The sequence below is a fragment of the Mycobacterium sp. G7A2 genome (assembly GCF_041902445.1).
Taxonomy (GTDB): Bacteria; Actinomycetota; Actinomycetes; order Mycobacteriales; family Mycobacteriaceae; genus Mycobacterium.
The window spans coordinates 2922569-2948874 of sequence record NZ_CP169251.1 but is presented as its reverse complement, the minus strand read 5'-3'; the positions used below and the strand labels follow the sequence as shown (position 1 = coordinate 2948874).

The 26306-nt window shown below is 68.9% G+C and carries 26 protein-coding genes; 8 read left to right on the top strand and 18 right to left on the bottom strand.

What is annotated here, in order from left to right:
• Nucleotides 1–32: 32 nt before the first annotated feature.
• The gene (locus ACEWX3_RS14225; protein WP_374159752.1) at nucleotides 33–1325 is read left to right on the top strand and encodes a competence/damage-inducible protein A; all 1293 of its coding nucleotides are present in this window, start codon (nucleotides 33–35) and stop codon (nucleotides 1323–1325) included.
• A gap of 39 nt (nucleotides 1326–1364) precedes the next feature.
• A complete protein-coding gene (locus ACEWX3_RS14220; protein ID WP_152517403.1) occupies nucleotides 1365–1589 on the top strand; it encodes a hypothetical protein in 225 nt (74 codons plus the stop codon).
• A gap of 7 nt (nucleotides 1590–1596) precedes the next feature.
• Here ACEWX3_RS14220 and ACEWX3_RS14215 read toward each other — a convergent pair whose 3' ends face one another.
• The 3 genes from ACEWX3_RS14215 to ACEWX3_RS14205 form a co-directional block, all read right to left on the bottom strand.
• Nucleotides 1597–2526 (bottom strand): alpha/beta fold hydrolase, encoded by a 930-nt coding sequence (locus tag ACEWX3_RS14215; RefSeq protein WP_374159751.1) that lies wholly within the window; start codon nucleotides 2524–2526, stop codon nucleotides 1597–1599.
• 28 nt (nucleotides 2527–2554) lie between these two features.
• The gene (locus ACEWX3_RS14210; protein WP_374159750.1) at nucleotides 2555–4042 is read right to left on the bottom strand and encodes an amidase; all 1488 of its coding nucleotides are present in this window, start codon (nucleotides 4040–4042) and stop codon (nucleotides 2555–2557) included.
• A gap of 110 nt (nucleotides 4043–4152) precedes the next feature.
• Entirely contained in the window at nucleotides 4153–4947 is a 795-nt protein-coding gene (locus tag ACEWX3_RS14205) for a helix-turn-helix domain-containing protein (protein ID WP_374159749.1), read from the bottom strand.
• Between the two features lie 83 nt (nucleotides 4948–5030).
• Here ACEWX3_RS14205 and ACEWX3_RS14200 point away from each other — a divergent pair, with 83 nt between their 5' ends.
• The gene (locus ACEWX3_RS14200; RefSeq protein WP_374159748.1) at nucleotides 5031–5723 is read left to right on the top strand and encodes an O-methyltransferase; all 693 of its coding nucleotides are present in this window, start codon (nucleotides 5031–5033) and stop codon (nucleotides 5721–5723) included.
• Nucleotides 5724–5808: 85 nt separating this feature from the next.
• Here the strand turns inward: ACEWX3_RS14200 and ACEWX3_RS14195 are convergent, their stop codons facing one another.
• Nucleotides 5809–6051, bottom strand: coding sequence for a hypothetical protein (locus ACEWX3_RS14195; protein WP_374159747.1), 243 nt, complete (start codon nucleotides 6049–6051; stop codon nucleotides 5809–5811).
• A 145-nt stretch (nucleotides 6052–6196) separates the two neighbouring features.
• Here ACEWX3_RS14195 and ACEWX3_RS14190 point away from each other — a divergent pair, with 145 nt between their 5' ends.
• The gene (locus ACEWX3_RS14190) at nucleotides 6197–6703 is read left to right on the top strand and encodes a hypothetical protein (protein ID WP_374159746.1); all 507 of its coding nucleotides are present in this window, start codon (nucleotides 6197–6199) and stop codon (nucleotides 6701–6703) included.
• 47 nt (nucleotides 6704–6750) lie between these two features.
• On the opposite strand, the gene yaaA is transcribed toward ACEWX3_RS14190, so the two are convergent.
• The 6 genes from yaaA to ACEWX3_RS14160 form a co-directional block, all read right to left on the bottom strand.
• Nucleotides 6751–7497 carry a peroxide stress protein YaaA gene (gene yaaA / locus ACEWX3_RS14185; RefSeq protein ID WP_221357463.1) on the bottom strand — a complete coding sequence of 249 codons (747 nt, stop codon included), beginning with the start codon at nucleotides 7495–7497 and terminating at the stop codon, nucleotides 6751–6753.
• A 22-nt stretch (nucleotides 7498–7519) separates the two neighbouring features.
• Nucleotides 7520–8134: an NlpC/P60 family protein gene (locus tag ACEWX3_RS14180; protein ID WP_374159745.1), complete on the bottom strand. Its 615-nt coding sequence runs from the start codon at nucleotides 8132–8134 to the stop codon at nucleotides 7520–7522.
• Between the two features lie 268 nt (nucleotides 8135–8402).
• Nucleotides 8403–9551 (bottom strand): alkaline phosphatase family protein, encoded by a 1149-nt coding sequence (locus ACEWX3_RS14175; RefSeq protein ID WP_374159744.1) that lies wholly within the window; start codon nucleotides 9549–9551, stop codon nucleotides 8403–8405.
• Nucleotides 9552–9555: 4 nt separating this feature from the next.
• On the bottom strand, nucleotides 9556–9996 hold the full coding sequence (locus ACEWX3_RS14170; protein WP_152517412.1) for a response regulator: 441 nt from the start codon (nucleotides 9994–9996) through the stop codon (nucleotides 9556–9558).
• A complete protein-coding gene (locus tag ACEWX3_RS14165) occupies nucleotides 9993–11591 on the bottom strand; it encodes a CHASE3 domain-containing protein (protein WP_374159743.1) in 1599 nt (532 codons plus the stop codon). Before ACEWX3_RS14165 ends, ACEWX3_RS14170 begins: the two co-directional genes overlap by 4 nt.
• On the bottom strand, nucleotides 11588–12793 hold the full coding sequence (locus ACEWX3_RS14160; protein ID WP_207067374.1) for a PP2C family protein-serine/threonine phosphatase: 1206 nt from the start codon (nucleotides 12791–12793) through the stop codon (nucleotides 11588–11590). The genes ACEWX3_RS14165 and ACEWX3_RS14160 overlap by 4 nt, the downstream gene beginning before the upstream one ends.
• 251 nt (nucleotides 12794–13044) lie before the next feature.
• Here ACEWX3_RS14160 and ACEWX3_RS14155 point away from each other — a divergent pair, with 251 nt between their 5' ends.
• Both ACEWX3_RS14155 and ACEWX3_RS14150 read left to right on the top strand, forming a co-directional pair.
• Entirely contained in the window at nucleotides 13045–14253 is a 1209-nt protein-coding gene (locus tag ACEWX3_RS14155; RefSeq protein ID WP_207067373.1) for an acyltransferase, read from the top strand.
• A 62-nt stretch (nucleotides 14254–14315) separates the two neighbouring features.
• Nucleotides 14316–15014, top strand: coding sequence for an Rv0518 family GDSL lipase (locus tag ACEWX3_RS14150; RefSeq protein ID WP_207067372.1), 699 nt, complete (start codon nucleotides 14316–14318; stop codon nucleotides 15012–15014).
• A gap of 77 nt (nucleotides 15015–15091) precedes the next feature.
• Here the strand turns inward: ACEWX3_RS14150 and katG are convergent, their stop codons facing one another.
• Both katG and ACEWX3_RS14140 read right to left on the bottom strand, forming a co-directional pair.
• Nucleotides 15092–17227 (bottom strand): catalase/peroxidase HPI, encoded by a 2136-nt coding sequence (gene katG, locus ACEWX3_RS14145; protein ID WP_221357829.1) that lies wholly within the window; start codon nucleotides 17225–17227, stop codon nucleotides 15092–15094.
• Nucleotides 17228–17344: 117 nt separating this feature from the next.
• Nucleotides 17345–17791, bottom strand: coding sequence for a Fur family transcriptional regulator (locus ACEWX3_RS14140; protein ID WP_221357450.1), 447 nt, complete (start codon nucleotides 17789–17791; stop codon nucleotides 17345–17347).
• A gap of 81 nt (nucleotides 17792–17872) precedes the next feature.
• On the opposite strand from ACEWX3_RS14140, the gene ACEWX3_RS14135 reads away from it, so the two are divergent.
• Complete coding sequence (locus tag ACEWX3_RS14135) at nucleotides 17873–18166, top strand: Dabb family protein (protein ID WP_207067370.1); 294 nt, start codon at nucleotides 17873–17875, stop codon at nucleotides 18164–18166.
• A 49-nt stretch (nucleotides 18167–18215) separates the two neighbouring features.
• Here ACEWX3_RS14135 and ACEWX3_RS14130 read toward each other — a convergent pair whose 3' ends face one another.
• Complete coding sequence (locus ACEWX3_RS14130; protein ID WP_207067369.1) at nucleotides 18216–18959, bottom strand: glutamine amidotransferase; 744 nt, start codon at nucleotides 18957–18959, stop codon at nucleotides 18216–18218.
• 35 nt (nucleotides 18960–18994) lie between these two features.
• On the opposite strand from ACEWX3_RS14130, the gene ACEWX3_RS14125 reads away from it, so the two are divergent.
• Nucleotides 18995–19777 (top strand): O-succinylbenzoate-CoA synthase, encoded by a 783-nt coding sequence (locus ACEWX3_RS14125; protein WP_374159742.1) that lies wholly within the window; start codon nucleotides 18995–18997, stop codon nucleotides 19775–19777.
• 92 nt (nucleotides 19778–19869) lie between these two features.
• Here the strand turns inward: ACEWX3_RS14125 and aceA are convergent, their stop codons facing one another.
• The 5 genes from aceA to tenA form a co-directional block, all read right to left on the bottom strand.
• Nucleotides 19870–22179: an isocitrate lyase ICL2 gene (gene aceA / locus ACEWX3_RS14120; protein ID WP_374159741.1), complete on the bottom strand. Its 2310-nt coding sequence runs from the start codon at nucleotides 22177–22179 to the stop codon at nucleotides 19870–19872.
• Nucleotides 22180–22224: 45 nt separating this feature from the next.
• Nucleotides 22225–22872: a uracil phosphoribosyltransferase gene (gene upp / locus ACEWX3_RS14115; RefSeq protein ID WP_374159740.1), complete on the bottom strand. Its 648-nt coding sequence runs from the start codon at nucleotides 22870–22872 to the stop codon at nucleotides 22225–22227.
• A gap of 2 nt (nucleotides 22873–22874) precedes the next feature.
• Nucleotides 22875–24152 (bottom strand): DUF1688 family protein, encoded by a 1278-nt coding sequence (locus tag ACEWX3_RS14110; RefSeq protein ID WP_374159739.1) that lies wholly within the window; start codon nucleotides 24150–24152, stop codon nucleotides 22875–22877.
• The gene (locus ACEWX3_RS14105) at nucleotides 24149–25432 is read right to left on the bottom strand and encodes a GTP cyclohydrolase II (RefSeq protein WP_374159738.1); all 1284 of its coding nucleotides are present in this window, start codon (nucleotides 25430–25432) and stop codon (nucleotides 24149–24151) included. The genes ACEWX3_RS14110 and ACEWX3_RS14105 overlap by 4 nt, the downstream gene beginning before the upstream one ends.
• Before the next feature lie 108 nt (nucleotides 25433–25540).
• Nucleotides 25541–26245 carry a thiaminase II gene (gene tenA, locus ACEWX3_RS14100; protein WP_374159737.1) on the bottom strand — a complete coding sequence of 235 codons (705 nt, stop codon included), beginning with the start codon at nucleotides 26243–26245 and terminating at the stop codon, nucleotides 25541–25543.
• Between the last annotated feature and the right edge of the window lie 61 nt (nucleotides 26246–26306).

Sequence of the window (26306 nt, the reverse complement as noted above, 5' to 3'; positions counted from 1 at the left end):
GCCTCGCTCGGCGGTGCGTAGGGTCCAGATCTGTGAGTGCACGGGCGGGCATCGTGGTGACGGGGACCGAGGTCCTCACCGGGCGGGTACAGGATCGCAACGGCCCCTGGCTCGCCGATCGGCTGCTGGAGCTGGGCGTGGATCTGGCCCACATCACGCTGTGCGGCGACCGACCGGGCGACGTCGACGCGCAGCTGCGCTTTCTGGCCGGCCAGGGCCTGGACCTGATCATCACCAGTGGCGGTCTGGGCCCGACGGCCGACGACATGACGGTCGAGCGTGTCGCCCGATTCTGTGGGCGGGAGCTGGTGTTGGACACCGCGCTGGAAGCGCGGATCAACGACATCGTGACAGGTCTGATGGCCCGCTTTCCCGGCGTGGACGCCGCGGCGGTCCGCGACGCCAACCGCAAGCAGGCTCTGGTACCGGCCGGGGCGACGGTGCTCGACCCCGTGGGCACCGCCCCCGGGGTCGTGGTTCCGGGCACCCCGCAGGTCAGTCCCACGATCGTCGTACTGCCCGGGCCGCCACGGGAACTGCAGCCCATGTGGTCGGCGGCCGTGGCGACCGACGCCGTGCAGGCCGCGATCGCAGGACGCACCGAGTTCCGTCAGGAGACGGTGCGGATGTTCGGCTTGCCCGAGTCCGGGTTGGCCGACACGCTGCGCGACGCCGAGCGTGACGTCAGCGGGTTCGACCGCTTGGAGATCACCACCTGCCTGCGGCGCGGGGAACTGGAGATCGTCACCCGATTCGAACCGCAGGACGCCGCCGCGTACTCCGATCTGCTGGAGGTGCTGCGCGACCGCCACGGCCGTGAGATCTACTCAGAGGACGGCTCCTTGGTCGACGAGCAGGTGGCCGGGCTCTTGACGGGGCGACGGCTGGCCGTCGCCGAGTCGTGCACCGCAGGGTTGCTGACGGCGCGGCTGACCGACCGACCGGGCTCGTCGGCGTACGTGGCCGGAGGCGTGGCGGCGTATTCGAACGGGGCCAAGAGCGAACTGCTGGGTGTCGAACCCGGTCTGATCGAGCGGTTCGGCGCGGTGTCCGAGCCGGTCGCCGAGGCGATGGCCAACGGCGCATTGCAGCGCTTCGGCGCAGACACGGCGGTGGCGATCACCGGGATCGCCGGACCCGGCGGCGGCACCGAGGACAAGCCCGTCGGCACGGTCTGCTTCACCGTGGCGCTCGCCGACGACGGTTCATCGGCGAGGATGCTGACCAGAACCAGCGTGCTGCCCGGCGGCCGCAGCGACGTCCGGGAACGCTCGACGACCGTGGCGATGCACATGCTGCGCCGAGCGCTGCTCGGCGAGGGATAAGGTGGCACGGACCCAGACCACAGACTTGGAGAATCACTGATGGTTGACACCGACGAGCGGCAGGCCGTCACGGCGCTCGCCGAGCAGACCGGCTGGCATCACCGGAGCACCGACCGCAGCGACTACTTCGACAAGGGCGTCGTGCGCATCCATGTTCTCTGGCGGGGCGATTCCGCGATCACCGGCGGCACGCTCTACCACGACGACATCATGCAGACCTACAGCAGCCACCTGCCGACCGTGCAGGGCTGGCTGAAGCGCTGAGCCGAGCTCAGCCCTTGTTCCGGTCCTTCTGATAGTCGTCCCACAGTTCGCTCATCGTCGCCATGATGGCCTCGGCCTCGCCGAGGCCGCCGAGATGGCTCTCGCCGGGCAGTGGGTAGAGCTCCGCGTCGGGCAGCATCGCGACGACGTGCTCGCCGTGCGCGTAAGGCACGATGTGGTCGCGGTCGCCGTGCCACCACCGCACCGGAACCTTGACCTCGTCGAGGCGGAAACCCCAGTCCCGGGCGAAGACCACCACGTCGGCGAACGGAGCCGCGAGTTGCTTGCGGCTTCCGTTGAGCAGATCGTCGAGGAACATCGCCTTGAACTCGGGGCGCTCCAGTAGCCTGCGGTCGCCTTCCGGCGAGATGGCCGCGTAAAGATACAGCACAGGCTCGGCCACCGGTTTTATCAGTCGGATCAGCCCGGTGGCGACTCGGCTCAGCGGTGTTCCGACCCTTTCGAGCATCGGTGCCACCGGGAGACCGACGTTGCCCATGACGCCGCCGCCGATCGCATCGTTGCCTCGGGTCGGGGCCACCCCGCCGAGCACTCCGACGGCGATGATCCGGTCGGGCATGGCCGCCGCGCAGCCCAGGGTGTAGGGGCCGCCACCGGAAAGCCCGATGACCGCCATCTTGTCGATGCCGAGGGTGTCGGCGATGGTGCGCAGGTCGTCGGCGAAGTCGATGACGCGGTGGTACTCGTGCGGCGTCGACGCGCCGATGCCGGGGCGGTCGACGCCGACCAGTCGGATCCGGTTGGCCTCGGCGTAGAGGCGTGCCTCCACCGGGATCTGGCGGCGCGCGCCGGGGGTGCCGTGTAGCCAGAACATCGCACGCCCCTGCGGATCGCCGAACTCAGCGAATCCGATCTGGCGGTCGGAGCCGACGGCGATCTTGCCTTCCAGCTTGGGTCGGGCGATCTCGATAGCCATGCGCGACAGTCTCGCACGCGACATTCAGCTACTTGTGCGGTCCGCCGAAACTCGGTCGGCCGATCCACCCGGGAGGTCGACGGCCGGCCCACGGGAGGGCCACCTCGAGCTGGGCGGCGAGCTCGAGCAGGATCTCTTCGTCGGGCGCCATCAGCTGGACACCGATCGGGAGACCGTCGGGCGTTTCTCCGACCGGTAGCGAGATCGCCGCCCATCCGGTGACGTTGGCCAGCGAGGTCCAGCCGGTCGTGGCGAATTCGACGTCGAAGAACGCCCGCGTGGTGGCACGCGGCTGGTCCAGTAGCCGGTAGGGCGGGGGCGGCGTGAGCAAGGTGGGCACCAGCAGCGCATCGAATCCGACCAACTGGGCAGCGAACCGGCGGGTCTGGGCGTGCACCGCGGCGATGGCACCGGCATAGCGTGCCCCGCTCATCGCCAGCCCCTCGCGAATCATCACCCAGGTGCTCGGCTCGAAGTCGTCTTCGCGGGGTTTCCGCCCCAGATGCTGGGCGGCCAGGTCGTAGAGCGCGACGTTGGAGACCGTGTGCAGCACGGCGATCGCGTCAGCGACAGCGTCGGCGTCGACGCGGGGCGTTCCGGCCTCGACGGTATGCCCGAGTTGCTCCAGCACCGACGCGGTCCGCTCGACGGAGGCCACGACCGCAGGGTCGGTGGCGGGCCCCGGAAAGGGGGATGCGGTGGCCATCAGGATGCGCCGGGGTCGAGGCGGAACCTCGACGGCCTGCAGGTACGGCTGAGCGGGCGGTGGTGCGGAGTAGGGGTCGCCGACGGCCGTTCCAGCGACCGCGTCGAGAAGTGCGGCGCAGTCACGCACCGTGCGGGTCAGCGCGTGTTCGTTGACCAGCCCCTCCAGCCCGTGCCCGGCGCCGGGGGCGAACGATGTCCGGCCGCGGCGTGGTTTGAGCCCGACCAGCCCGCAGCAGGATGCCGGCACTCGGATCGAGCCGGTTCCGTCACCACCCGAGGCGGCCGCCACGATGCCGGCGGCCACAGCCGCCGCCGACCCGCCGCTGGAGCCGCCGGGGGTGATGTCCGGCGACCACGGATTGACCGTCGGTCCGAACAGCGAGGGTTCGGTGGTGCAGTGGTTGCCCCATTCCGGGGTGTTCGTCTTACCGAAGATCACCAAGCCGGCGTCCAGATACCGTTCCACGATCCACGCCGTCTCGGCGGCCACGTGAGTGCGCAGGGCGCGCGACCCCATCGCTTCCGGAGCGCCCGTCAGCGATGCACCGAGGTCTTTGAGCAGGAAGGGCACCCCGGCCAGCGGCCCGGCCGCTCCGGTGCGCAGCACCCCGGAGGCATCGAGGTCCGCTGCCTGCTGCTGCCCGCGGGCGAACAGGTCGGTGATGACCGCGTTGAGGTGTCTGCCCGCGTCCAGGCGCAGAAGCGCGGCTTCCAGCAATTCGGCCGCGGTGACCTCGCCCGCGGCGGCCAGGGCCCCCTGCCCGACGGCGTCGACATCGCCGAGTTCCACCGCGTCGGCGAAGTCCATGGTTCGAATGATCCTGCGCGAAGCAAGGATCGGCAACTTCGCCCCCCGTCGGCAGCTACCGAGCTCCCCGACACGGTGTCTCGTTTCTCCAGGCGCGAGAAACCGCGGCTTCACTCGTGTGCGGTTTGTGATGCGCGGAGGCCGGCTTGGTAGCGACCCGGCGTCTGCCCGGTGAGCGAGGTGAACGCCTCGATGAAGCTGGTGGGGTTCGACCATCCGCAGGCGATCGAGGTATCGGTCACCGATCGGCCCTCGGCGAGGTGAACGAGTGCCCGGTGGATGCGGAGCATCGTGCGCCACTTGAGGAAGCTCATCCCGAGTTCGCGGTGGAAGAGTCGCGTGAGCGTGCGTTCACCGGCGCCCACGGCGCGCCCGAACTCCGCCAGAGTCGTCATCTGAGCCGGGTCCTCGTGCAGCAGCTCGGTCACTGCCCGCAGACGGTCGTCGCGTGGTTCAGGCAGGTGCAGAGACTGCACTGGCGTCTCGACGAGTTCATCGACGAGCACCGCCCGCAACCGGGCGTACACCTCGGGTCGTGTCTCGCGCCGCTCCGTCAAGGCCAAGAGGGCCTCACGCAACAGCGGCCCGACCGCGCACACGATGGGGTGACGGGGGAGCCGCGCGCACAGTTCGGCGGGGAGGACCACGATGCGCACGTCGGTATCGCCGTGGCAACGGTGGGCGTGTTGGAAGCCAGGCGGCGTCCACGTCACCCGATTGGCCGGCGCGATCCACGTTCCGTACGCGGTCGTGGTCGCCAGTGCGCCGCTGGCGCAATACACCAGCTGACCTTCGGCGTGACGGTGCGCGCCGATACGAGAACCGTGCCGGGCCCGACCGGAGATGTGCGGGGCTCCGGCGGGATAGGTCGGCACCGAAGCGACCGACTGGCGGGTTTGGGGCATGCGAAGTCACGTTACCGGTGGTTGACCAGCATTTGTTAGGTCACCCTTACCAGGTAAGCACCACTCGCTACGAAGGAGCGCTCATGGAGACCCTCAGTTCACCCCAGATTGCTGACGTGCTGGCCCGACTGTTCGCCGAGGCTCAGGTGGCCGACGGCCCGCTGTACGCCGAATGGTCCCGGGCGTTACAGGTCGACGGAGAGGAAATGGCACGGTTGATGGCCCGGGAGGCGCAGGATTACCGGGCTGTCTACCGGGATTTCGCCGGGAACTTCCTGAACGTGTCGGCCGAGTTCGGCCAGTTCCTCTACATCTGCGCCCGGGCACGCCGCGCGCGGCACATTGTCGAGTTCGGCACGTCCTTCGGCGTCTCGACCATCCACCTCGCGGCAGCATTGCGCGACGGCGGAGGGGGCCGGATGGTGAGTACAGAACTCGAGCCCGCCAAAGCCGAACGTGCACAGCAGAATCTGAGCGACGCGGGACTCGCTGACGTGGTCGACATTCGCGTCGGTGACGCGTTGGAGACGCTGCAGGACGGCATCGACGACGGTATCGACCTCGTGCTGCTCGACGGAGCCTGGAGCCTTTACCTCCCGGTGCTGCGGATCCTCGAATCACGGCTGGCGCCAGGAGCGTTGGTGATCGCCGAGAATGCCGTCGACGAGTCGGGCGACTATCTCACCTATGTGCGCAACCCCGCCAGCGGATACCGCTCGCTGCCGCTGCCGTTCGAGCCCGGTCGCGGCAACGAGATGTCCGTCTACGTCGCCTGACTCGGTCCGTCCGGACAGACCTACCCGGCCGGCGGGAGAACCGGTTGCACACCCGTCGATACCGTCCCCGTGCGGTACGGGGGACTCACGCCTGGTCCTCCGGGGATCGACGGGCGGCCGCGACCGCCCTGCCGCCGCGGAGCGTGGACTCGGTGAGCGCCAATGCCGCGAGAATGTCACCTGCGGTGATGAATAGACCCCACCAGTACATCCAGCGCAGGTCGGGCTCGGGTTGTGCGGCGAAATAGACGACGAGGAAGATCGGACCGACGAGCCCGAACACGAACGTCATCAGCTGGATCCGAAGGTAGACCCGCAACGTGGCCATCGGCGCACAGTTTCTCCCGGCGGCGGACCGGGCGTCAACGGCACAGCGGTGGGATACCGCCGCGGCACCCGGCACGAACGCTTAGCCTTGGAGGACGCGGCGGCGGCACCGGCCCGGCGCGGAGCAGAGGAGGAGTCGAGCACACATGCGTCGAATCATGCGCACCGCGCTCGCCGCGGCGATGCTGGCGGCGGCGGCCGGCCCGGTGGCAGCCACCGGCGGCGTCCTCACTTCCACTGCGGCCGCCTCCGAAGGCGCCACGTTCGTTCCGATGAGTCAGGCGTTGCGGCGCTGCGACCACAGTGAGATGCAGTACGTCGGCGCCACCGGTTACGGCCGTGCGTCGGCCACGATCGGACGGCAGGGCGGTGAGGTGGTCGCGGACCTGGCGTTCGCCACCGGCCGGCCGAACACCCCCTACGAGGTCAAGCTGATCCAGATGCCCCGGTCGTCGGCCGCCCCCTGCCCGGCCGGCGCGGTCGGGGTGTCCGGCACGACGCTGTTCACCGACGGCGCCGGCGCCGCCACCGCGGTCCTGCGGGGGCCGGCGATGGACGGCGCGACGGGTGCGTGGGTGTCGCTGACCCGCCCGAGCGCGTTCTCCCAGCTCCCTGAGGAGTTCTACACCTCGGACTTCGTCGCGCCGCTGTGACGGGGGCGGGCAGCATCAGCCCGCCACGATGACACCGCCGGGCAGCGTCAGGCCGCCACGATGACGGTGAGGTGCTCGCCGCGCCGTTCGACCCGCATGTCCGCACGCCGCGCCACCGCCGCCACGCCCGCGGCATCGACCGGTTCGGATCTGGTGCTCGCGAGTGCCCGGGCCAGCCGCCCCTTGTGCGCCTTGTTGAAGTGGCTGACGACGGTGCGTGTGCCGTCGGCGCGTTCGGCAAGGACGTCGACGGTGACAGCGCCCGCGACCTTACCCAGTGCGGCATAGGAGCCCGACCGAAGGTCTACCAGCAGGTCGCGGTCCGCGAGATCGGCGAGCACCGGGTCCAGCGCTGGCCGCCAACGCGCGGCGAGGGTGGACTGCCCGGGCAGCCTCGAACCAGCCGACAGCCGGTAGGCCGGGATGGGATCTCCGGCCCGCAGCAGCCCGAACAGCGCCGATCCGACGGCCAACCGGGAGTACGCCCGCTCGGCCGCCGCGCCGCGCAGCGACGCCACGTCGAGGGCGTCGTAGAGCACGCCGGTGTAGCGGTGGATGGCGGGCAGCGTCGGCGCGGTGCGCAGCGCGGCGTTGCGGTCGATCTCGGCGTCCTGCGCTGCGGACAGTCCGAGCGCCGCGCGACTGGCACCGCGGTCTCCGGCGAGCTCGACCAGGCGATCGATCAGATCGCTTCGTACCGGGTTCAGGGCGGGGCAGCTCAGCCCGTCCAGCTCCAGGGCCGGCCCTTCGCCGCCAGGGTGCTTGGTCTCCGACGGCGGCAGCAACACGATCACGCCGCAGACGCTAGCGCGCCGCTCAACCGGCGGGCGGCGGCGGGGGAACCGGTGCGCCCGGAGGAGGGGGGGGAACCGGTGCACCCGGAGGCGGCGGGGGAACGGGTGCGCCCGGGGGCGGTGCCTCCTGGGCCATCATCACCACCGGCGCGCCGGGCGGTGGAGGCAGCGCGCCCGGGGGAGGCGGCGGCGGAGGTAGCGCACCCGGGGGAGGCGGCGGGTCCATCGGCGGAGCCAGCGCAGGCTCCGGCGCGGGCGGCTCGTTGGCCGGCATCGGCAGGAACATGTGGTTGGTGAACTGGTCCTGATAGGCGCCACCACCACCGATCTTCACCCCGCCGCCTTCACCGGACGACACCGGCGTGCCGTCGGGCAGCGTCACCGCGGTGTGGCCGCTGTTCCAGCCGACCACGAGCGCCCCGGGCTCACTACCGTGCCGGAAGCCCCGCTCGAGCAGCTCGCGTTCGATGTTGCCGGTGTGAAACCGGTCACCGTAGACGGGCCTGCCGGTCGCAGCGTTGGTCACCCAGGAGACCAGGCCCGAGCAGTCGGTGCCCGACGGGGAGTCACCGCCGACGACGTACGGAGTACCCGACACCTGGTTGACAAGAGTCAAGAGCGTCGCGAGAGCAAACATGCGGCCGGACGTTAACAGAGGTCTCTAAAACGTCCAAAATCTGTGACGGCGAGCACAATACGGGCATCGATTTCACCAAGGTCACGAAAATCCGTCCAAAGGTGTTGCGTGCGCGGCATATTCGCGGGTCAACGCATTGCATGTCGATAATGTTCAAAATTGTTGCCGGTCAGCAGTTTTGGTTGAGACACGGCGGGGTCACAACGTGGTATCTCTCCGGATTCAGCGCCCAGCCGCCGATTCGCGGCCGCACCACCGCCAGCAGACCTCAGCGACTGCCCAGTAGCAGCGGGATCTTCTGTTCGGCGTCGGTGAGTGAGCCGTGCTGACCTATCAGCGAAGATTCAACGGGTTCGGCTGAGCGTCGCAGGAATCCCGCGGTGGCGCGTGCCGCCACCACCACGTCGCCGATCCTGGCGCGCACCGGATCGGTGACGCGTTCCCCGAACCAGCCCGCGGCCACCGCATCGTCACCGCTGGTGACCCACGCCCGCTCACCGACCACCTCCTGCCAGGTGGCCAGCACGTCCTCGAGCGCGCCGTCGCGGACATAGAGGTGGCGCGCGCGGACCTCACCGCCGATCTCTGCGACACCTTCGGTCAGGGACTCGGTGGCGTCGATGTCGATGACCGCGGATTCCTCCACCGCCACCATGCCGTGGTCGGCCACCACCGCGAGCAGCCCGCCGGGAGGCATACCGTCGAGGATCGATTCGACCAGGGTGTCGACCTGCCGCAACTGCATCCGCCACGCGTCAGAGCCGGGACCGTGCACGTGTCCGACGAGGTCGAGGTCAGCGTGATAGGCGTAGCAGAAGCCGCGGTCGATGAGCACCGACCGGACCGTCGCGGCGAGATCGCCCAGCGCGTGGACCCCGCGGTAGCGTCCGCCGCGCAACACCGCCCTGGTGAGCCCGGATCCGTCGAACTGCGCGCCGGAGATCACGCTGACCTGCACACCGCCGGCCTCGGCGCGCTCGAACACCGTCGGCCGCGGCTGCACGACTTCGGGCACGACGTCCTCGCGCAGGTCGGCACCCCACGGGTGGGGCCGCCAGCGCAGCGCATTGATGACCCCGACCTCGGGCAGCCGGAATGTCATACCGACCATCCCGTGCTCGCCTGAGCGACAGCCGGTACCCACCGCGGCCAGGCCCGCGGCGGTGGTCGACGGGAACCCCACCTGCAGGGTCTGGCGGGACAGCCCGGCGAGCACCGGTGCATCGACGGCGTAGCGATCCAGCAGATCCGCGCCCAGACCGTCGACGAGCAGCACACAGGCGCCCGCCGCCTGGTAGGGCAGGGCAATCCGGGGTTCGAACCCTGAGGCACCCATCGCCGCCAGCACCGACGGGGTCACGTCGGCCAGGTGCGGCACCCGCGGATCGGGGCGGGGCAGGTCCCGAGCCTGGTACACCGGGTCAGTGTTGCGGCAGCCGGACCACTTGGACGAAGAACTCGTCGATCTGGCGCACCGCGTTCATGAACTGGTCGAGGTCGACCGGCTTGGTCACGTAGGCGTTGGCGTGCAGCTTGTAGCTGCGCAGGATGTCCTCTTCCGCCGAGGACGTCGTCAGCACGACCACCGGGATGAGGCTCAGATCGGGGTCGGACTTGATGGTCTCCAGCAGTTGCCGCCCGTCGTACTTGGGCAGGTTCAGGTCCAGCAACACCAGATCCGGCCGCGGCGCCCCTTCGTACGGGCCGCGGCGGTACAGGAAGTCCAGCCCCTCCTCGCCGTCGCGGGCGACATGCAAGGTGTTCTTGATCTTGTTGTGCTCGAACGCCTCCCGGGTGATCAGTTCGTCTCCCGGGTCGTCCTCGATGAGCAGCACGTCGATGGCGCGTTCAGCCGATGTCATGTCGCCGATCCTTCCAGCAGGGGTGAAGCCGTGTCATCCGCCCGGACGGGCAGAGTGAACTCGAAGCGGGTGCCGTCGGTGTAGGAGTTGTCGATCCAGATGGACCCGCCGTGGTGTTCGATGATCTTCTTGCACAGCGCCAGGCCGATGCCGGTGCCGGTGTAGGCGTCGCGCCCGTGCAACCGCTGGAAGATGACGAAGACCTTGTCGCTGAACTCCGGGGCGATCCCGATACCGTTGTCGGACAACGAGAACATCCAGTACGACGACTCGTCGTCCCCGGCGCCCTCGAGGTGGCAGTCGATGCTGATCCGTGGGGCCGTGTCCGCGCGCCGGAACTTCACCGCGTTACCGATCAGGTTCTGCCACAGCATCGCCAGCAACGTGGGATCGCCCTTGACCGTCGGCAGCCCCGACACCGGGCGCTCGATCACGGCGCCGGATTCCTCGATCGAGGTCGACAGATTGCCCAGCGCACTGTCCAAGGTGGCGTCGAGGCTGATCTCGACCTCGGTGGCGTTGAGGCGACCCACCCGGGAGAAGGTCAACAGGTCGTTGATGAGCACCTGCATGCGCTTGGCGCCGTCGACGGCGAACGCGATGTACTCCACACCCCGCTCGTCGAGCTTGTCCCCGTACCGCTTCTCCAGCAGTTGGCAGAACGACGTCACCTTGCGCAAGGGCTCCTGCAGGTCGTGGGAGGCGACGTAGGCGAACTGCTCGAGTTCGGCGTTGGAGCGCCGCAACTCCTCCGCGTGCGAATCCAGCGCGTCGGTGGCTGCCCGGGACGCCTCGAGTTCGTCGACGATGCGTTGACGCATGTTGTCCACGTCCACCGCGATGGCGCGGATGTCCCGGGGTCCCCGGGGCACGATCCGCTCCCCGAAGTTACCTTCGGCGACCCGCCTGCACGCCTGTGCCAGGGCCGTGAGCGGGCGGACCAGCGCCCGGCGCAGCAACACCGCCAGCAACAGCACCGTCACCGCGAAGGCGACGAGCATCGCCGCCAGGACGGCGTTGCGCCAGGAGCGGATCTGGTCCAACTCGGCGATACCGTCGGTGCGGGCCTGCTCCAGCCGGTCGTTCTGCACGTCGAAAAGGCCGCGCAGGCGGTCGAATTCGACTTTGCCCCGTTCGGCGGCCGCCGGCGCGAAGGTCTGCGGCGCGCCCGGGTCGACCGCTGCGATGACCGGTTCGGCGTAGTTGGTGCGCCACGAACCGGCGGCCAATTCGATCGCGTCGAGGTCGTCGAGCAGGTCCGGGCGGTCCTGTTCGAGCTGGCGCAGTTCGGCCGACGCCTCTTGCTCGGTGCGCCGTCCCGCGAAATAGGGTTCGAGGAACCGGGGGTCGGCGGCGATGACGTAGCCACGCACCGCGGTCTCCTGGTCGCGCAGCGCAGCCTGCATCTGGTAGGCCGCGACGCGCGACGGTTGGATCTTGCCGATGAGTTCCCCGGACACCGCGTCGGTGCGGTTGAGAAGGACCGCAACGGTGACGCCGGCGAGCAGGACGACCACACCCATCACCGACAGCACCAGGAACTGCCAGCCCTGCACGGTGAGGTGGCGCGGTCCGCGCCGCTGCGGGTCGGTCATGTGCTCGCCGTCCGCTCCACCCGGACGACGGCGATGTCGTCGGAGATTCCGCCGTGGGCCTGCGCCCTGGACTCGACCGCGTCGATGAGCGCATCGACGAACTCGGGGCCGGGAAGCGCGGCCAGTGAACGCGCGATCTCGAGCAGTCCGGCTTCGCCGAGACGCTCGTTTCCGCGCCCGCTGTGACCCTCGAACAGACCGTCGGTCAGCAACACCAGTCCGCAGCCCTCACGCAGGTCGATCTGCTGTGGTGGCCAGTCGCCGGCGCGCAGACCGAGCGCGGGCCCGCCGGGCGGCTCGACCCATTCCACCGAACCCTCGCCGTGCATCAACATGCCGGGATGCCCGGCCCGCACCGCCGTGATCTCGGTGCCCTCGGGGGGGATCGCCAGGCTCAGCACTGTCGCGAAGATACCCTTCCCGGCCCGTTCGGCCCGCAGGATCCGCTCCAACTGCCGCATCCGGTCCGCACCGCGCAGGCCGGCGAAAGTCAGCGTCCGCCATGCGATTCGCAACGCGACGCCCAGCGCCGCCTCGTCCGGACCATGTCCGGCCACGTCGCCGATCATGACGTGCACCGTGCGGTCGGGGGTCTGCACGAAGTCGTAGAAGTCGCCCCCTAGCAGTGCATTCTCCCGGCTCGGCCGATATTGGGTGACGATGTTCACGCCGGGCTCGTCCAGCAACAACGGCGACGGCAACAGACCGCGCTCCAGCCGTGCGTTCTCCCGTGCCCGCATCTCACTGGCATGCAGGTCGACCGCCGTGAGCTCGGCGCGCTTGCGTTCGATCGCGTACAGCACCGCGCGCCGCAGCATCTCCGGGTCGACCCGCCCTTTGACCAGATAGTCCTGGGCGCCCGAGGCCACGGCCGAGACCCCGAAGTGCTCGTCGTTGAGACCGGTCAGCACCACCACGGGAATCGCGGGGTCCTGTCGGCCGATCCGGGCCAGCCCGTCGATCCCATCGGTGTCGTGCAGATGCAGGTCCAACAGGATGCAGTCGGGTCGGGTGGCCGAGATCTCACGCTCGGCGTCGGCCATGGACGGTGCCCAGGTCACGTTCATGTCGACGCCGGCATCGGCGATCAACTCCTCGACGATGATCGCGTCGGCGCGGTCGTCTTCGACCAGCAACAACGTCAGCGGATCGCCGCCGTGCGGGACTCGGCCGGGTCCCGGCGCTTCGGTGGGTCCGCTCATGTCACGGACCGGTGTGCGATTGGCAATTCACCGAGGATACCCGGGCGCCGGGGCCGTCAGGACGGTGTGTCGACCACGGCGTTGCGCACCGTACGGGCGCCGCCGCCGCTGGTAATCTGCGAGCGGTCGCCGGTGTGATCGGGGGAGCCGGCCGGAGCATCCGATCGGGCGGTGACACCGCCGGACATCGCCCAGCAAGCCTGAATTGCCGACCCCGCAGAATCGCCGACACCGCAAAGTCCCGAGCCGAAATGAGTCGTGTGCGCACCGGAGAGATCAGAGCATTGTCCGGCCTGCGCATCGTCGCAGCGCTGTGGGTGGTGCTCTTCCATTTCCGGCCCCTGCTCGAGCAGGCCTCGCCACCCTGGAGTGACGCGCTGGCACCGGTGCTCGACGCCGGCGCACAGGGCGTGGACCTGTTCTTCATCCTCAGCGGTTTCGTGTTGACGTGGAATTACCTGGACCGGATGGGGGAGTACTGGTCGACCCGCAGCACGCTGCGGTTCCTGTGGCTGCGCCTCGCGCGGGTGTGGCCGGTCTACCTCGTGACGATGCATCTGGCTGCCGCCTGGATCGTGTTCACGCTCTACGTGGGCGACTTCCCGTCCCCGGCCGCCGAGGACCTCACCGCCATCAGCTGGATCCGGCAGGTGCTGCTGGTGCAGCTGTGGTTCGAACCGTTCTTCGACGGGTCGAGCTGGGACGGCCCGGCCTGGTCGATCAGCGCGGAATGGCTGGCCTACCTGCTGTTCGGTGCGCTGGTGCTGGTGGTGTTCCGGATCGCGGCGGCCACCCGTGCGCGCGGGCTTCTGGTGCTGGCTGTGCTGGCCTCCCTGCCGCCGACGCTGTTCCTACTCGCCAGCGGCGTCTTCTACACCCCGTGGAGCTGGCTGCCGCGGATCGTCATGCAGTTCATCGCCGGCGCCCTGGCCTGTGCAGCCGTGCGCAAGCTGCACGTGTCCGACAAATCCCGGCAGACCGCTGGGGTGGCGGCGCTGCTGCTGGGCGGGGCGATCATCGGCGGGTTGTATCTGCTCGACGGTGTCCCGCCGGAGCTGATCTACGACGCAGGCGGCCTGGTCGACGTGCTGTTCGTACCGTTGGTCGTCGCACTGGCGCTCGGCGCAGGCACGCTGCCGGCAGCGTTGTCCACCCGCACCATGGTCTATCTGGGTCACATCTCGTTCAGCCTGTACATGGTGCACGAGATCGTGCACACCGCGTGGAACTGGGTTGCCGCTCAGTACGAGATCACCCTGTCGCCCAGCTGGACGGCCAAACTCGTCTTCGTCGGACTGATCGCGCTCTCGGGGGTCTTGGCGGCGGCGCTGTATCACCTGGTCGAGGAGCCGGCGCGGCACTGGATGAGACACATGTTGGACTCCGGGCCCAAGCAAGCCGACCGTCCCGCCGACCCACCGCAGAGCCGTCTGCACCCGGTCGAGGCGCGTGCGGGGTGACGTTTCGAACACACGGCGCGTCGACGAACCGGACCTGAGCGACTGCCGCCTAGCATGGTCCGGTGAGTCGGCTTCTGACCTTCGCGCTCTGCGTCGCCGTCGTCCTCGGCGCCTTCACCGCCCACACCGCAGACGCCGGACGCCTCCGGCACCACGACGTCAAGCCGCTGGACTACGCGGTGAATCGGATCGCGGTGATCGGAGATTCCTACACCACCGGAAGCGACCAGGGCGGCAACGGACCTCAGGGGTGGGCGCCGCAGGCGTGGCAGGCACTGACAGAGCACGGCATCGCCGTCACGCCGACGGTCGCTGCCGAAGGCGGTGCGGGCTTCTGCACCAGGGGAAACCGCGGGGGTGTTTTCGAAGACCTCACCGTGCGGGCGGTCAAACCGACCGACGTCCTGGTGGTGTTCTACGGCTCGCGCAACGACATGGACGTCGAGCCGACCCGGCTGTCGGTGGCGATGTACGGCACGTTGAGCCTGGCTCGCCAGATCGCGCGGTCGGCACAGCTGCTGGTGATCGGGCCGCCATGGCCGACAGCCGATCCGCCGGCGAAGATCTTGCGCGTGCGCGACGTGCTCAGCTATCAGGCTGAGCTTGCCGGTGCGACGTTCGTCGACCCGATCGCGGCGGGGTGGTTCGTCGGACGACCCGAGCTGATCGGCGCTGACGGGGTTCACCCCACCGACGCCGGCCACACCTACATGGCTGAGAAGATCGCGCCGCTGATCGCCGCCAAGTTGCACCCGTACTGAGCCGCATGGCGAACAGGGCACCCGGGCTGGCGTGGCCAGCACCGGATGCCCTGTCCGACTGAGCGGGATCGCCGTGACTAGCGCACGTCGAAGCGGTCGGCGTCCATCACCTTCGTCCACGCCGCGACGAAGTCCTTGACGAACTTCTCCTTCGAGTCGTCCTCGGCGTAGACCTCGGCCAGCGCCCGCAGTTGCGAGTTCGACCCGAACAGCAGATCGACGCGGCTGGCGGTGTACTTCTGTTCACCGCTGGCGCGGTCGGTGCCCACATAGGTGCCGTCGTCAGCCGGGGCCGGAGCCCACTTGGTGCTCATGTCGAGCAGGTTGACGAAGAAATCAGCGGACAGCACACCGGGCTGGTCGGTGAGCACACCCAGCTTCGTCCCGCCGTAGTTGGTGTCCAGCGACCGCATGCCGCCGATCAGCACCGTCATCTCGGGCGCCGACAGACCCAACAGGTTCGCCTTGTCGATGAGTTGGTACTCCGCCGGCAGCGGCAGCCCCTTGCCGGCGTAGTTGCGGAAGCCGTCGGCCTTGGGCTCCAGGTAAGAGAACGACTCGACGTCGGTCTGCTCCTGGGTGGCGTCGCCCCGCCCGGGGGTGAACGGCACCTCGACGTCGACACCGCCGGCCTTGGCGGCCTTCTCGACGCCGACGTTTCCGGCGAGCACCACCAGGTCGGCGAACGACACGGACGTGCCCGACGATCCCTGGATCTCCTCGAGCTTGCGGATGACCAGCGACAGCTCGTCAGGCTCGTTGGCCTCCCAGCCCAGCTGCGGCTGCAGCCGGATCCGGCCACCGTTGGCACCGCCGCGCATGTCGCTGCTGCGGTACGACGAGGCCGCCTTCCACGCGGTCGACACCAGCTGCTGCACAGTCAGATCGGAGTCGGCGATCGCCCTCTTGAGGGTGGCGATGTCGTCGGAGGACAGGTCGCTGCCGGCCGGAACGACGTCCTGCCACAACCAGGTCTGCTGCGGCACCAGCGGCCCGAGGTAACGGACCACCGGGCCCATGTCGCGGTGCAGCAGCTTGAACCATGCCTTGGCGAACTCCTCGGCGAGCTCCTCCGGGTGGTCCAGCCACCGGCGGGTGATCTTCTCGAACCCGGGGTCCATCCGCATCGACAGATCGGTGGTCAGCATCGACGGGTGGGTCTTCTTGTCGCCCTGTGCCATCGGGACGGTGTTGGCCCAGCCGCCGTCCTTGGGCTTCCACTGGTAGGCGCCGGCAGGGCTCTTGGTCAGCTCCCACTCGTTGCCGTAGAGGATCTCCAGGAAGCTGTTGTCCCACTTGGTGGGTGTGTGGGTCCAGATGACCTCGAGGCCCGAGCTGACGGTGTCGTTTCCGAGGCCCGAGTTCGCCCAGCCGAGGCCCTGCATCTCCAGCGGAGCGGCTTCGGGCTCCGGCCCGTTCTCCACCTCGGTGGCGCCGTGGGTCTTGCCGAAGGTGTGGCCACCGATGATGAGCGCGGCGGTCTCGACGTCGTTCATCGCCATCCGGCCGAACGTCTCACGGATGTCCACGGCCGCCGCCACCGGATCCGGTTTGCCCTCGGGGCCTTCGGGGTTGACGTAGATCAGGCCCATGTGGGTGGCGGCCAGCGGGTTCTCCAGCTTGGTGCGCTCGGAGTTGTCACCGGGGTAGCGGTGGAACGTTTCCAGCCACTCGTGCTCGGCACCCCAGTAGACGTCCTCTTCGGGCTCCCAGTAGTCCGGGCGGCCGAACGCGAATCCGGCGGTCTTGAAGCCCATGTGCTCGAGTGCGCGGTTGCCGGCGAAGATGATCAGGTCCGACCAGGAGAGGTCCTTGCCGTACTTCTTCTTGACCGGCCACAACAGGCGGCGCGCCTTGTCCAGGCTGACGTTGTCGGGCCAGCTGTTCAGCGGCGCGAAGCGCTGCATACCCCGGCCGCCACCACCGCGGCCGTCCTGGACGCGGTAGGTGCCCGCAGCGTGCCAGGTCATCCGGATGAAAAACGGTCCGTAATGGCCGAAGTCGGCGGGCCACCAGTCCTGGGAGTCGGTCATGACCGCGTCCACATCGCGAGTCAGCGCGTCGACGTCGAGGTTCTGAACCCGCTGGCGATAGTCGTAGCCGTCGTCCATCGGGTCGATGACGTCGGGATTCTTTTGCAGGATCTTCAGATTGACCGCGTTGGGCCACCAGTCCCGGTTGCTGCCGCCCTCCACGGGCGGCTTGATCACCATCGGGCAACCGCCCTCGACGGGATCACTCTGCGCTTCGCCGATCGGCGGAGTCTCTTCGATGGTGCGACCGTCGTCAGGCACGGCATTTCCTTTCGGGAGTGGTGAATCGGACTGTGATCACGGTTGTGATCCCACGTTGCGGGCGGCGCAGGCCGGACAGACGCCCCAGTAGACGACCTCGGCTTCGTCGACGACGAAACCCTCCAGTGCGCCGGCCGGGTCGGAGGGAATGAGACAGGGCGCCTCGCCGACGGCGCAATCCACGTCGGCGATGACACCGCAGGAGCGGCACACCATGTGGTGGTGGTTGTCGCCGACCCGGGATTCGTACCGCGCCGGCGAGCCGCTCGGTTGGATCTTGCGGAGCAGACCGACGCCGGTCAACGCCGCCAGGACGTCGTACACGGCTTGCCGGGACACTTCGGGCAGGGCCTGCCGGACCACCCCGACAATGGTGTCGGTGTCGGCGTGCGGATGCTCTGCGACGGCAGCCAGTACGGCCAGCCTTGGACGGGTCACCCGCAGCTCCGCATTACGAAGCAGGCCCACCGCGTCCGAGGTCACACGAAAGTTCTACGATCTTTTTTGGACTCAGTCAAGTCTTTATTCGAACTGCTTACCAATCCGCCCTGTTAGGGTGCGCCGATGATTCGCAACGTGGTGCTGGCCAAGCTGACAGCGGGGTACGACCGTGCGGAGGTCGAGCAGATCCAACAGTGCCTGGCCGAGTTGAACCTCCCGGGAACACGGGATTTCACGATCGGAACCGACGTCGGTCTGCGCGACGGAAACTGGGATTTCGTGATCGTCGCGGACTTCGACGACGTCGCGGCGTACCGGAGTTACGACGAGGACGCCGAACACAACCGACTGCGGGCGCGGCTGGCCCCGTGGATCGAGCAGATCGCGCGCGCCCAGTTCGAGATTCCCGACGCCTGAGCCGCGACGTCGTGGCGGCCGGGCCGCTGTGTTCGCACGTCGACGAGCTCTACGCCGGCCGGGCGTAACGTTGCGCGAAGCGCCTCATGATGACCGTCGGGTGCCGCACATCACGCTGCCGCGCATCGGCTTTGAGTGACTCTGCGGTCTCCGGAGCGAAGTAGCCGTGGTCCTTGTACACGTCGATGCGGGTACAGATGCCCTCGACGTCGAGTTCCGGGTGGAACTGGGTGGCGTAGACGTTGGCGCCGACCCGGAACGCCTGCACCGGGCACGCCGGGGAGGTCGCGAGGAGGAGGACATGGCGGGGCAGCTGTGACGCCGCCTCCTTGTGGCCGCCGAACGCCTCGAACGAGTCCGGCAGCCCGGCGAACAGCGGATCGTCGCGGCCGGCGTCGGTCAGCTCGACCGTGACCGCCCCGACGGGCTCGCTGTGCGCGCGGTCCACGACCGCGCCGACCGCTCTTCCCACGGTGCCGACGCCGTAACAGCATCCCAGGAACGGGAAGTCATCGGCGATCACGTCCGCCAGCAGGCGGGCCAGCTCGGCTTCGACCCGACGTTGGGTTTCCGACTTGGTATCGGGGTCGTCGCTGACGTTGTAGGGCCCGCCGCCGAGGATGATGCCCGACCAGTGCCTCAGATCGACCTCACCGAGCCGGCGGTGGGTCAGCCGAACGCGGCGCAGGCCCGCTTCGCCCAGACCCGTGAACCGCATCATCGCCTGGTACTCGTCGTCGGCGGCCTCATCTTCGCCGCGGATCGACAACAGGAGAAACGGGGCGTCGGCCACCGGCCAAGAGTAGCCACGGGCTAGCTTGTCGGTCAGTGAGAACACTCATCGATTTCGACGACGCCCCGGTGATCGCGGTGCCGACCGCGGCCGGCCCGCGCCACGCCGTGCTGGTCGAGGGACCCCAGGGCTGGGGTGAGTTCAGCCCGCCGCCCGGCGCCGACGACGCGCTCGCGGCGCGGTGGTTGACCGCGGCGATGGAGCCGAGCACTGTCGGCTGGCCCGACGCGGTGCGCGGCCGGGTCCCGGTCGACGACGGGACCCGACGACCCACCGTCGCGGCCGGCGACGTCGAGGCGGCGGTGGCGCGCATCGCTGATCTGCGCGCCGAGGACATCGAGTTCGTGCTGCTGGAGTGCCGAGATCCCGCCGCTGCCAGGTCCGTTCGGCGCAGGGCCGACGTCCCGATCGCAGTGGACGCAGCGCTGTTGCTTGCCGATCCGCAGTGCGCCGACCTCGCCGTCCTGCGCTGCGGCCCGTCCGGCGGGGTTCGCCGGGCGATGCGCCGCGCGGAAAAACTCGGCCTGCCCGTGGTGGTGCAGTTCACCGGCACCACCAGCATCGGGTTGGCCGCCGATGTGGCGTTGGCCGCGGCGCTGCCCCAGCTGCTGTTCGCGTGCGGGCCGGTGCCCGGCTGGCTCGCTGAGGCCGACGTGGTGTCCGAGGCGAGGTCGCTGATTCCCAGGGACGCATACCTGCCCGCCGCGCCGATGCCCGCAGCACCCGATCCGGTGCGGCTGCAACGGTTCGCCGTCACCGAGGCGGAGACTGTCGAGCACTGGCGCGGGCTTCTGCGGCGAGCCGCAGCGATCTTGTAGCGGCCGAGCCGCAGCGATCTTGTAGCGGCCGAGCCGCAGCGATCTTGTAGCGGCCGAGCCGCAGCGACGCAGCGGCGCGGCCGCCTCCCTGCTCAGTCCTCCTTGCGGATCAACCGGTTGAGCGCCTCGCGGTCCGGCGCGACCAGTTCGTCGATGCGCGGCTGGTTCACATCGGCGACGATGATCTCGCCGACTTCCTGGTAGACGTCGCTGAAGATGCCGTGCGACTTCATCTTGTCCGTTTGGTAGATGTTGTCCTCGGTGGGGGTGACGTAGTAGACGATCTCGGCCTTGAAGCGGTGGATGAGCCACACGTGGATCAGATCCATCAACCGCTTCTTGCGCAGTTGCTCAGCGAAGGTGTTCTGGTCGCGGACGGTCAGGATGCTGCGACCGTGCCGGTCCTTGATCGGATCGACGACCACATTGGCGAGCGGCTCCGCGCCGTCTTCGGAACCGTCGCTGACGATCTGCAGGTCGAGCACGTCGGAGCCGGCACGGCGGGGCCGCAGGTGCACGCGCAGTTTCTCGGGCAGCTGGTAGTGCTCGCTCCACAGGGCCAGCCACTCTTCGAGCAGCTTCTTCGGCACCTCGGTCTGCACCAGATGCTGGTGCTGGGTCGAGCCCTTGCCCATCGCCTTGGTCGTCGCGGTGCGACCCGAGGAGGCGGCCAGCGCGGCATCGCTGCGCGGTCCGCCCACCAGGGTCTGCGGAGTGCGGTAGGGCGACTCGACCAGGCGCATCTTTCGCTGCAGCCGGGCCAACGCCAACATGCCTTCCTGACGCAGCGACGTCGCGAACTCCTCGGACGCGACACCGTCGACCTGGTGCCCGCCGTAGGTGATGAAGTTGAAGACGAAGCCCATCTTGCCGAGTTCCTCCGGGAACGCCCGCATCTCCTCGTCGCTCATGCCGGTGGTGTCCCAGTTGAACGACGGCGACAGGTTGTAGGCCAGCATCTGGTCGGGGTAGACCGCGTGGATCGCGTCGGCGAACTGCTTGGCATCGGCCAGGTCGGCGGTCTTGGTCTCCATCCACAGGATGTCGGCGAACGGGGCGGCCGCCAATGACTTGGCGATCGCATAGGGAATGCCGCCGCGCACCTGGTAGTAACCCTCGGGCGTCTTGGCCCGCTCGCAGTCCCAGGCCGCGTCGGCGCCGAGTTCCTTCGCCTTCTCCCGCGCCGAGTACAGCGACGCCGACTCGGCGAAGGCGCGCCACTCGCTCGAGCTCATCGCCGGGGCCTCGCCCTCGCGTTGCCGGAAGTCGAGCAGATCGGCCACCGCGTCGGCGTAGGTGCCCACCCCGGCGTCGTCCTGCCACACCTCGACGAACCGGGACTCCACCGCGTCGTAGGCGGCGTCGACCGACGAGAGTGACGGGTCCGTGCTGTCCTGCCAGGCGGCGGCGGTGTCGTCGATCAGCTGGGTCAGCCCGTGGCGCTGCAGCCACGCGTCGGCCGCGGCGTACTCGGCGTCGGGGATCGCGTAGAGCAGGTGACCGTTGATCTCGGTCATGCCCTGCTCGTAGAACCGCCGCATCATCGCCAGGAAGCACGCCTTGTACGGGGGGATCTTGAGATTGGTGACGCCCAGCAGGAAGGGTTGATCACGTTCGTCGGCGCGGCTGTCGATCAGGTTGGCAGCCTCGGCATCGGTGCGCGCGACGATGATCCCCGGGACCCGCATGACGTCGAGCTGGAATCGCGCGGTGTTGAGCCGTTTGAGCTGTTCGTCGGAGGGCACCAGCACCTTGCCGCCCTGATGACCGCACTTCTTGGTGCCGGGCCGCTGATCTTCGATGTGATAGCCCGGCACTCCGGCTTCGACGAAGCGCCGGATCAGGTTGCGGACATGCGGATCGCCGCCGTGACCGGTGTCGGCATCGGCGATGATGAACGGACGGTAGTCGTAGGCCGGCGTCGCTGCCCGCTGCTCTTCGGTCATCTGCAACCGCAGATAGTTCTGGTTGCGATCGGCGGTGAGCAGCGCCCGCACCAGTCCCGCGGCTTCCTCGGGGACCTGGCTGAGCGGGTAGCTCGCCAGGTCCGGTCCGGGGTCCTCGGAGATCGAACCTTTCGCCGAGGTCGCCCAGCCGCCCAGGTAGATCCCCTCGATTCCCATCCGCTTCATCACGACGGCCTGGCCGGGGGAGTAGGGACCGAACGTCGTGATGCTGCGGCCCTGGGCGAACAACTCGCGCAGGTGCGGATAGAACGCGGCGGCAGCCTCTCGGGCGACCGGATAGTCGGCCGGGATGGTGCCGCGCTGCTCGGCGACCTGCCGGGCGGTGTAGAGGCGGACGATGCCCTCGAACCGGGGACTGTCGAAGTACGCCTGCGTGTCGGCGACGTCACGCTCGAACGGCGTCTGTGGCTGAAGGTCAGCTTCGATGATGGCCATAGTTCACAGTACGGCGGGAGGCAGTCCGCGGGGGCGGGGTGCGAACTATTTGGTGCCGAATATCCGGTCGCCTGCGTCGCCGAGCCCGGGGAGGATGTACCCGTGCTCGTCGAGTTGGCGGTCGATCGCGGCGGTGTAGACCGGTACGTCGGGGTGCGCGTGGGCCAGCGCGGCCAGCCCTTCGGGGCAGCTCACCAGGCAGACGAACTTCAGCGACTTCGGCCGGTACTCGGCCAGGCGGTCCAGCGCGGCCACCGCTGAGTGCCCGGTGGCCAGCATCGGGTCGACGACGATCACGTCGCGATCGGGTAGATCCGCCGGCATCTTGAAGTAATACTCCACCACGACAAGGGTTTTCGGGTCACGGTAGAGGCCGATGTGGCCGACCCGGGCGGACGGCACCACTTCGAGCATTCCGTCGAGGATGCCGGTTCCCGCGCGCAGGATCGACGCGAAGACGAGCTTCTTGCCGTCGATGACCCTGCCGGTGGTGCGTTCCAGCGGCGTGTCCACGTCGACCTCGTGCGTGGCGACGTCGCGCAGGACCTCATAGGCCATCAGCGCCGAGACCTCGTGCACCAGCCGACGGAAGGTGTTGGTGGAGGCATCTTTCCGGCGCATCAAGGTGATCTTGTGCTGGACCAGCGGATGTTCGACGAGGTGTACGGCGCCCGTCGACCTGTCGGAAGTCACCGTCAGAACACCGTGCCGTCACTGGCGATCGACAGCGGCGGCCGGCCTCCGCGCCACCGTTGCGCCGACGCCCGCCCGGCGGCCCATGTCCCGCCCTCGAGCACGCAGCCCAGCGGTGTCCGTGCCGGATCCAGTCCCAGGCGGGCGCACACCAGAGGAGCCAGCTCGTCGAGGAGCGCGACGGTCAGCGCCCGCCATTCCACCACCAGTTCGTCGGCGGGACGCCAGGTGCGCAGGGCGTCGTCGCGGTCCCGCATCGCCAGGACCCCCGTATCGATCAGCAGCCCGCCGTTGCGGTATTCGGCGAGCCCGGTCAGCCGGTCGAGGCCGGTCACGGTGACGCCACCGGCCGCGAAGGGCTCGACCAGCGAGTAGGTCAACCACTGCGACAGCTTGTGCAACGGCATCCACCCGTTGCTCAGCCCAGGCCCGGCCACGGCCTCGTGGGGCCAGCAGTCGCCTACCGCCCGGTCACCGATCTTGTTGTCGGACGGCCAGATCGGTGACAGTGCGGTCAGCAGGGCACTGAGCAGGACGTGGGCGTCGACGCCCCGATCCGTGCGGGGCAGCGCGTCGAACAACCCACCCGGGCGGGCCTGCTCACCGAATATCTCCGGGTGACCGCGCAGCGCAGCGCCGAGCCGGTGCAGCAACTCGACGCGACTGGCGAGACCCACCAGCGGGTTGGCGGGACCGACCTGGAAGACGGCCCGCAGATCGTCGTCGGTCAACGCGGCCAGTGCCGCCGCATCGACCCGCAGGGGCCGCGCCGGGTCGGCGGAGAACCGGCCGCGGACGAAGCCGTGCCAACTGGCCACGGCCAGACCCTCGGACCGCCGATAGGGGGACCGCGAGCCGTCACAGTCCTCGACAAAACTCCAGTCCGGACCGGCCCCGGCGTCGAGCAGCACGCTGATCAGGGTGAGATCGATCATCGCGCGGCTGCGCTCGGCGAGGTCACCGTCGCCGAGCAGCGCGTCGAGATCACCGCGCCGGTCGCGTCCACCGGCCTGGAAGTGGTTCCAGCGGCTGTGTACCGGGACGTCCAGGTCGGGGAAGCGGGTGCGGGTGATCTCGGCGACGTCGGCGGCCGTGGCGTCCAGGGCGTCGTCGTGGACGACGAACCATCGGGACTCTCCGGCGCGGGCGCGCTCGAGCAGGCGGTGCGCGCGGGTGCGCACCGCACCGGTGGTCTGCAGCTCGGCCACCGCCTGATCGACCGCCTCTTCGGTGTCCCGGACAGCAGGACCCGCGCCGAACGCACCGTGGTCGGAGCTCATTCGTTCAGCCCCCGGCCCCGAACCTTCTTGAGCTCCTCGGTTCCGGGAGCGGCGCCGGGCGTGAAGTAACCCGCGGCCATCTTCGCGTCGATCTCGACGCGGGCGTCGGCCGGGATGAGCTCGTCGGGGATCGAGATCCGCTCGCCGACTTCGATACCCGAACCGGTGATCGCGTCGTACTTCATGTTGCTCATCGAGACCAGGCGGTGGATCTTCGTGATTCCCAGCCAGTGCAACACGTCGGGCATCAGCTCCTGGAAGCGCATGTCCTGGACCCCGGCGACACATTCGGTCCGGGCGAAGTACTGGTCGGCGGTGTCGCCACCGGCCTGGCGCTTGCGGGCGTTGTACACCAGGAACTTCGTCACCTCGCCGAGCGCGCGCCCCTCTTTGCGTGAGTACGCCACCAGACCGACCCCGCCGCGCTGAGCGCCGCGGATGCACTCCTCGATCGCGTGCGTCAGATAGGGGCGGCAGGTACAGATGTCGGACCCGAACACGTCCGAACCGTTGCATTCGTCGTGGACCCGCGCGGTCAGCTCGATGCCCGGATCGGCCAGATCGCCTGGCGCACCGAAGATGTAGACGGTCTGCCCACCGATCGGCGGCAGGAACACTTCGAGATCCGGGCGGGTCACCAGTTCGGGGTACATGCCCCCGGTCTCTTCGAAAAGAGCCCGGCGCAGGTCGTTTTCGCTGCATCCGAAGCGTGCCGCGACCCCGGGCAGATGCCACACGGGTTCGACCGCGGCCTTGGTGACCTGCGCGGCGCCGGCGTCGAGCAGCACCCGGCCGTCCGGCACGAGACGGCCCGCGCGAAGGGCGTCGCCGATCTCGGGGAGGATCACCTGGGCCTTGGTCACCGCGATGGTGGGACGGATGTCGAGCCCTTCGGCCAGCTGATCGGCGAACACATCGGCGACCACGGCGCCCCAGGGGTCGAGGCTGACGATCACCCCTGGCTGCCCCCACTGCGGAAAGGGGCCGATCAGGTCGGTCGGTGAGGTGTCGGTCAGGTCGGCGCGGTGCTCACGGGACAGTGCCCCGGCAGCCACTGCGAGGGCGCGGTAGACACCGTAGGCGCCGCTGTGCGTGCCGATGACGTTGCGATGGGTGCGTCTGATGGTGCCCACCACCGGGCCCCGCTCGGCAGCCGTCGCGGCGCCCCAGGACAGCGTGGGCGCCTCCGCCCCGGCACTGTGGGAGGTCAGTCTGATGTGGCCGCCGGCGGACGTGGCCGCGGGCGGCACGTTCGCCGATGGACTGGCCTGCGCCGACATCTGTCCTTCGATTCTCGTGAGCCGTCTCCTCTTCTCGAGGAGAGCCGCAAGCATAGCCAGTCGACCACCGAGTTGCCCGGCTCGTCGCACGCCTGGGCGGGCCGTGACCTACAGCGGCCAGCATTCGCGCCGGTGCGCGGCGTCGAAGAACATCCACTCGTAGCGAGCAGTAGCAGCGAAATGCGCTCGGGCCACGCTTTCCTGCCCGGCCGTCAACGTCGGTCCGGTGCGGTCGGCCAGCGCGAGCACCTCGCCGACCGTCGCGGCGAACTCGTCACCGCCGTAGCTGTCGATCCAGCGCTGGTAGCGCGGCTCGGTGGAACCGCGGGACAGCAACTCGGCACCGACCTCGGCGTAGATCCAGTAGCAGGGCAGCACCGCTGCCAGGCCGTCGGCGAAGCTGCCGTCGTACGCAGTGGCCAGCAGATAACTGGTGTAGGCCTGGGTGGTCGGGGTCTCCGGGAGGGCGTCGACCGCCTGGGCGGACAACCCCAGTGCGGGCAGCAGCTCGTCATGCAGTTCCAGCTCGACGTCGAAGATGTCGGCGGCGTGGCGGGTGAACATGGCGGTGTCGGCCAGAGTGGGGGCCTTGGCCGCCACGACCGCCAGCGCGCGGGCGTAGGCGCGCAGGTAGTGCACGTCCTGGGCGACATACTGCGCGAACGCCGCGGGATCGAGGCTGCCGTCGGTCAGCCCGCTGAGGAAGGGATGGCCGATGATGGCCTCATAGGTCGGTGTGATCTCGGCCCACAGCCGCGTCGACCACGATCCGGGCCGGGCCGTTCTCAGGCGCGGGGCAGCGCTGGTGTTCATGCCGCCATCCTGTCAGCGATGAGTATCGCGGCCCGGTCCGGTCGATATGGACAGCACTGTC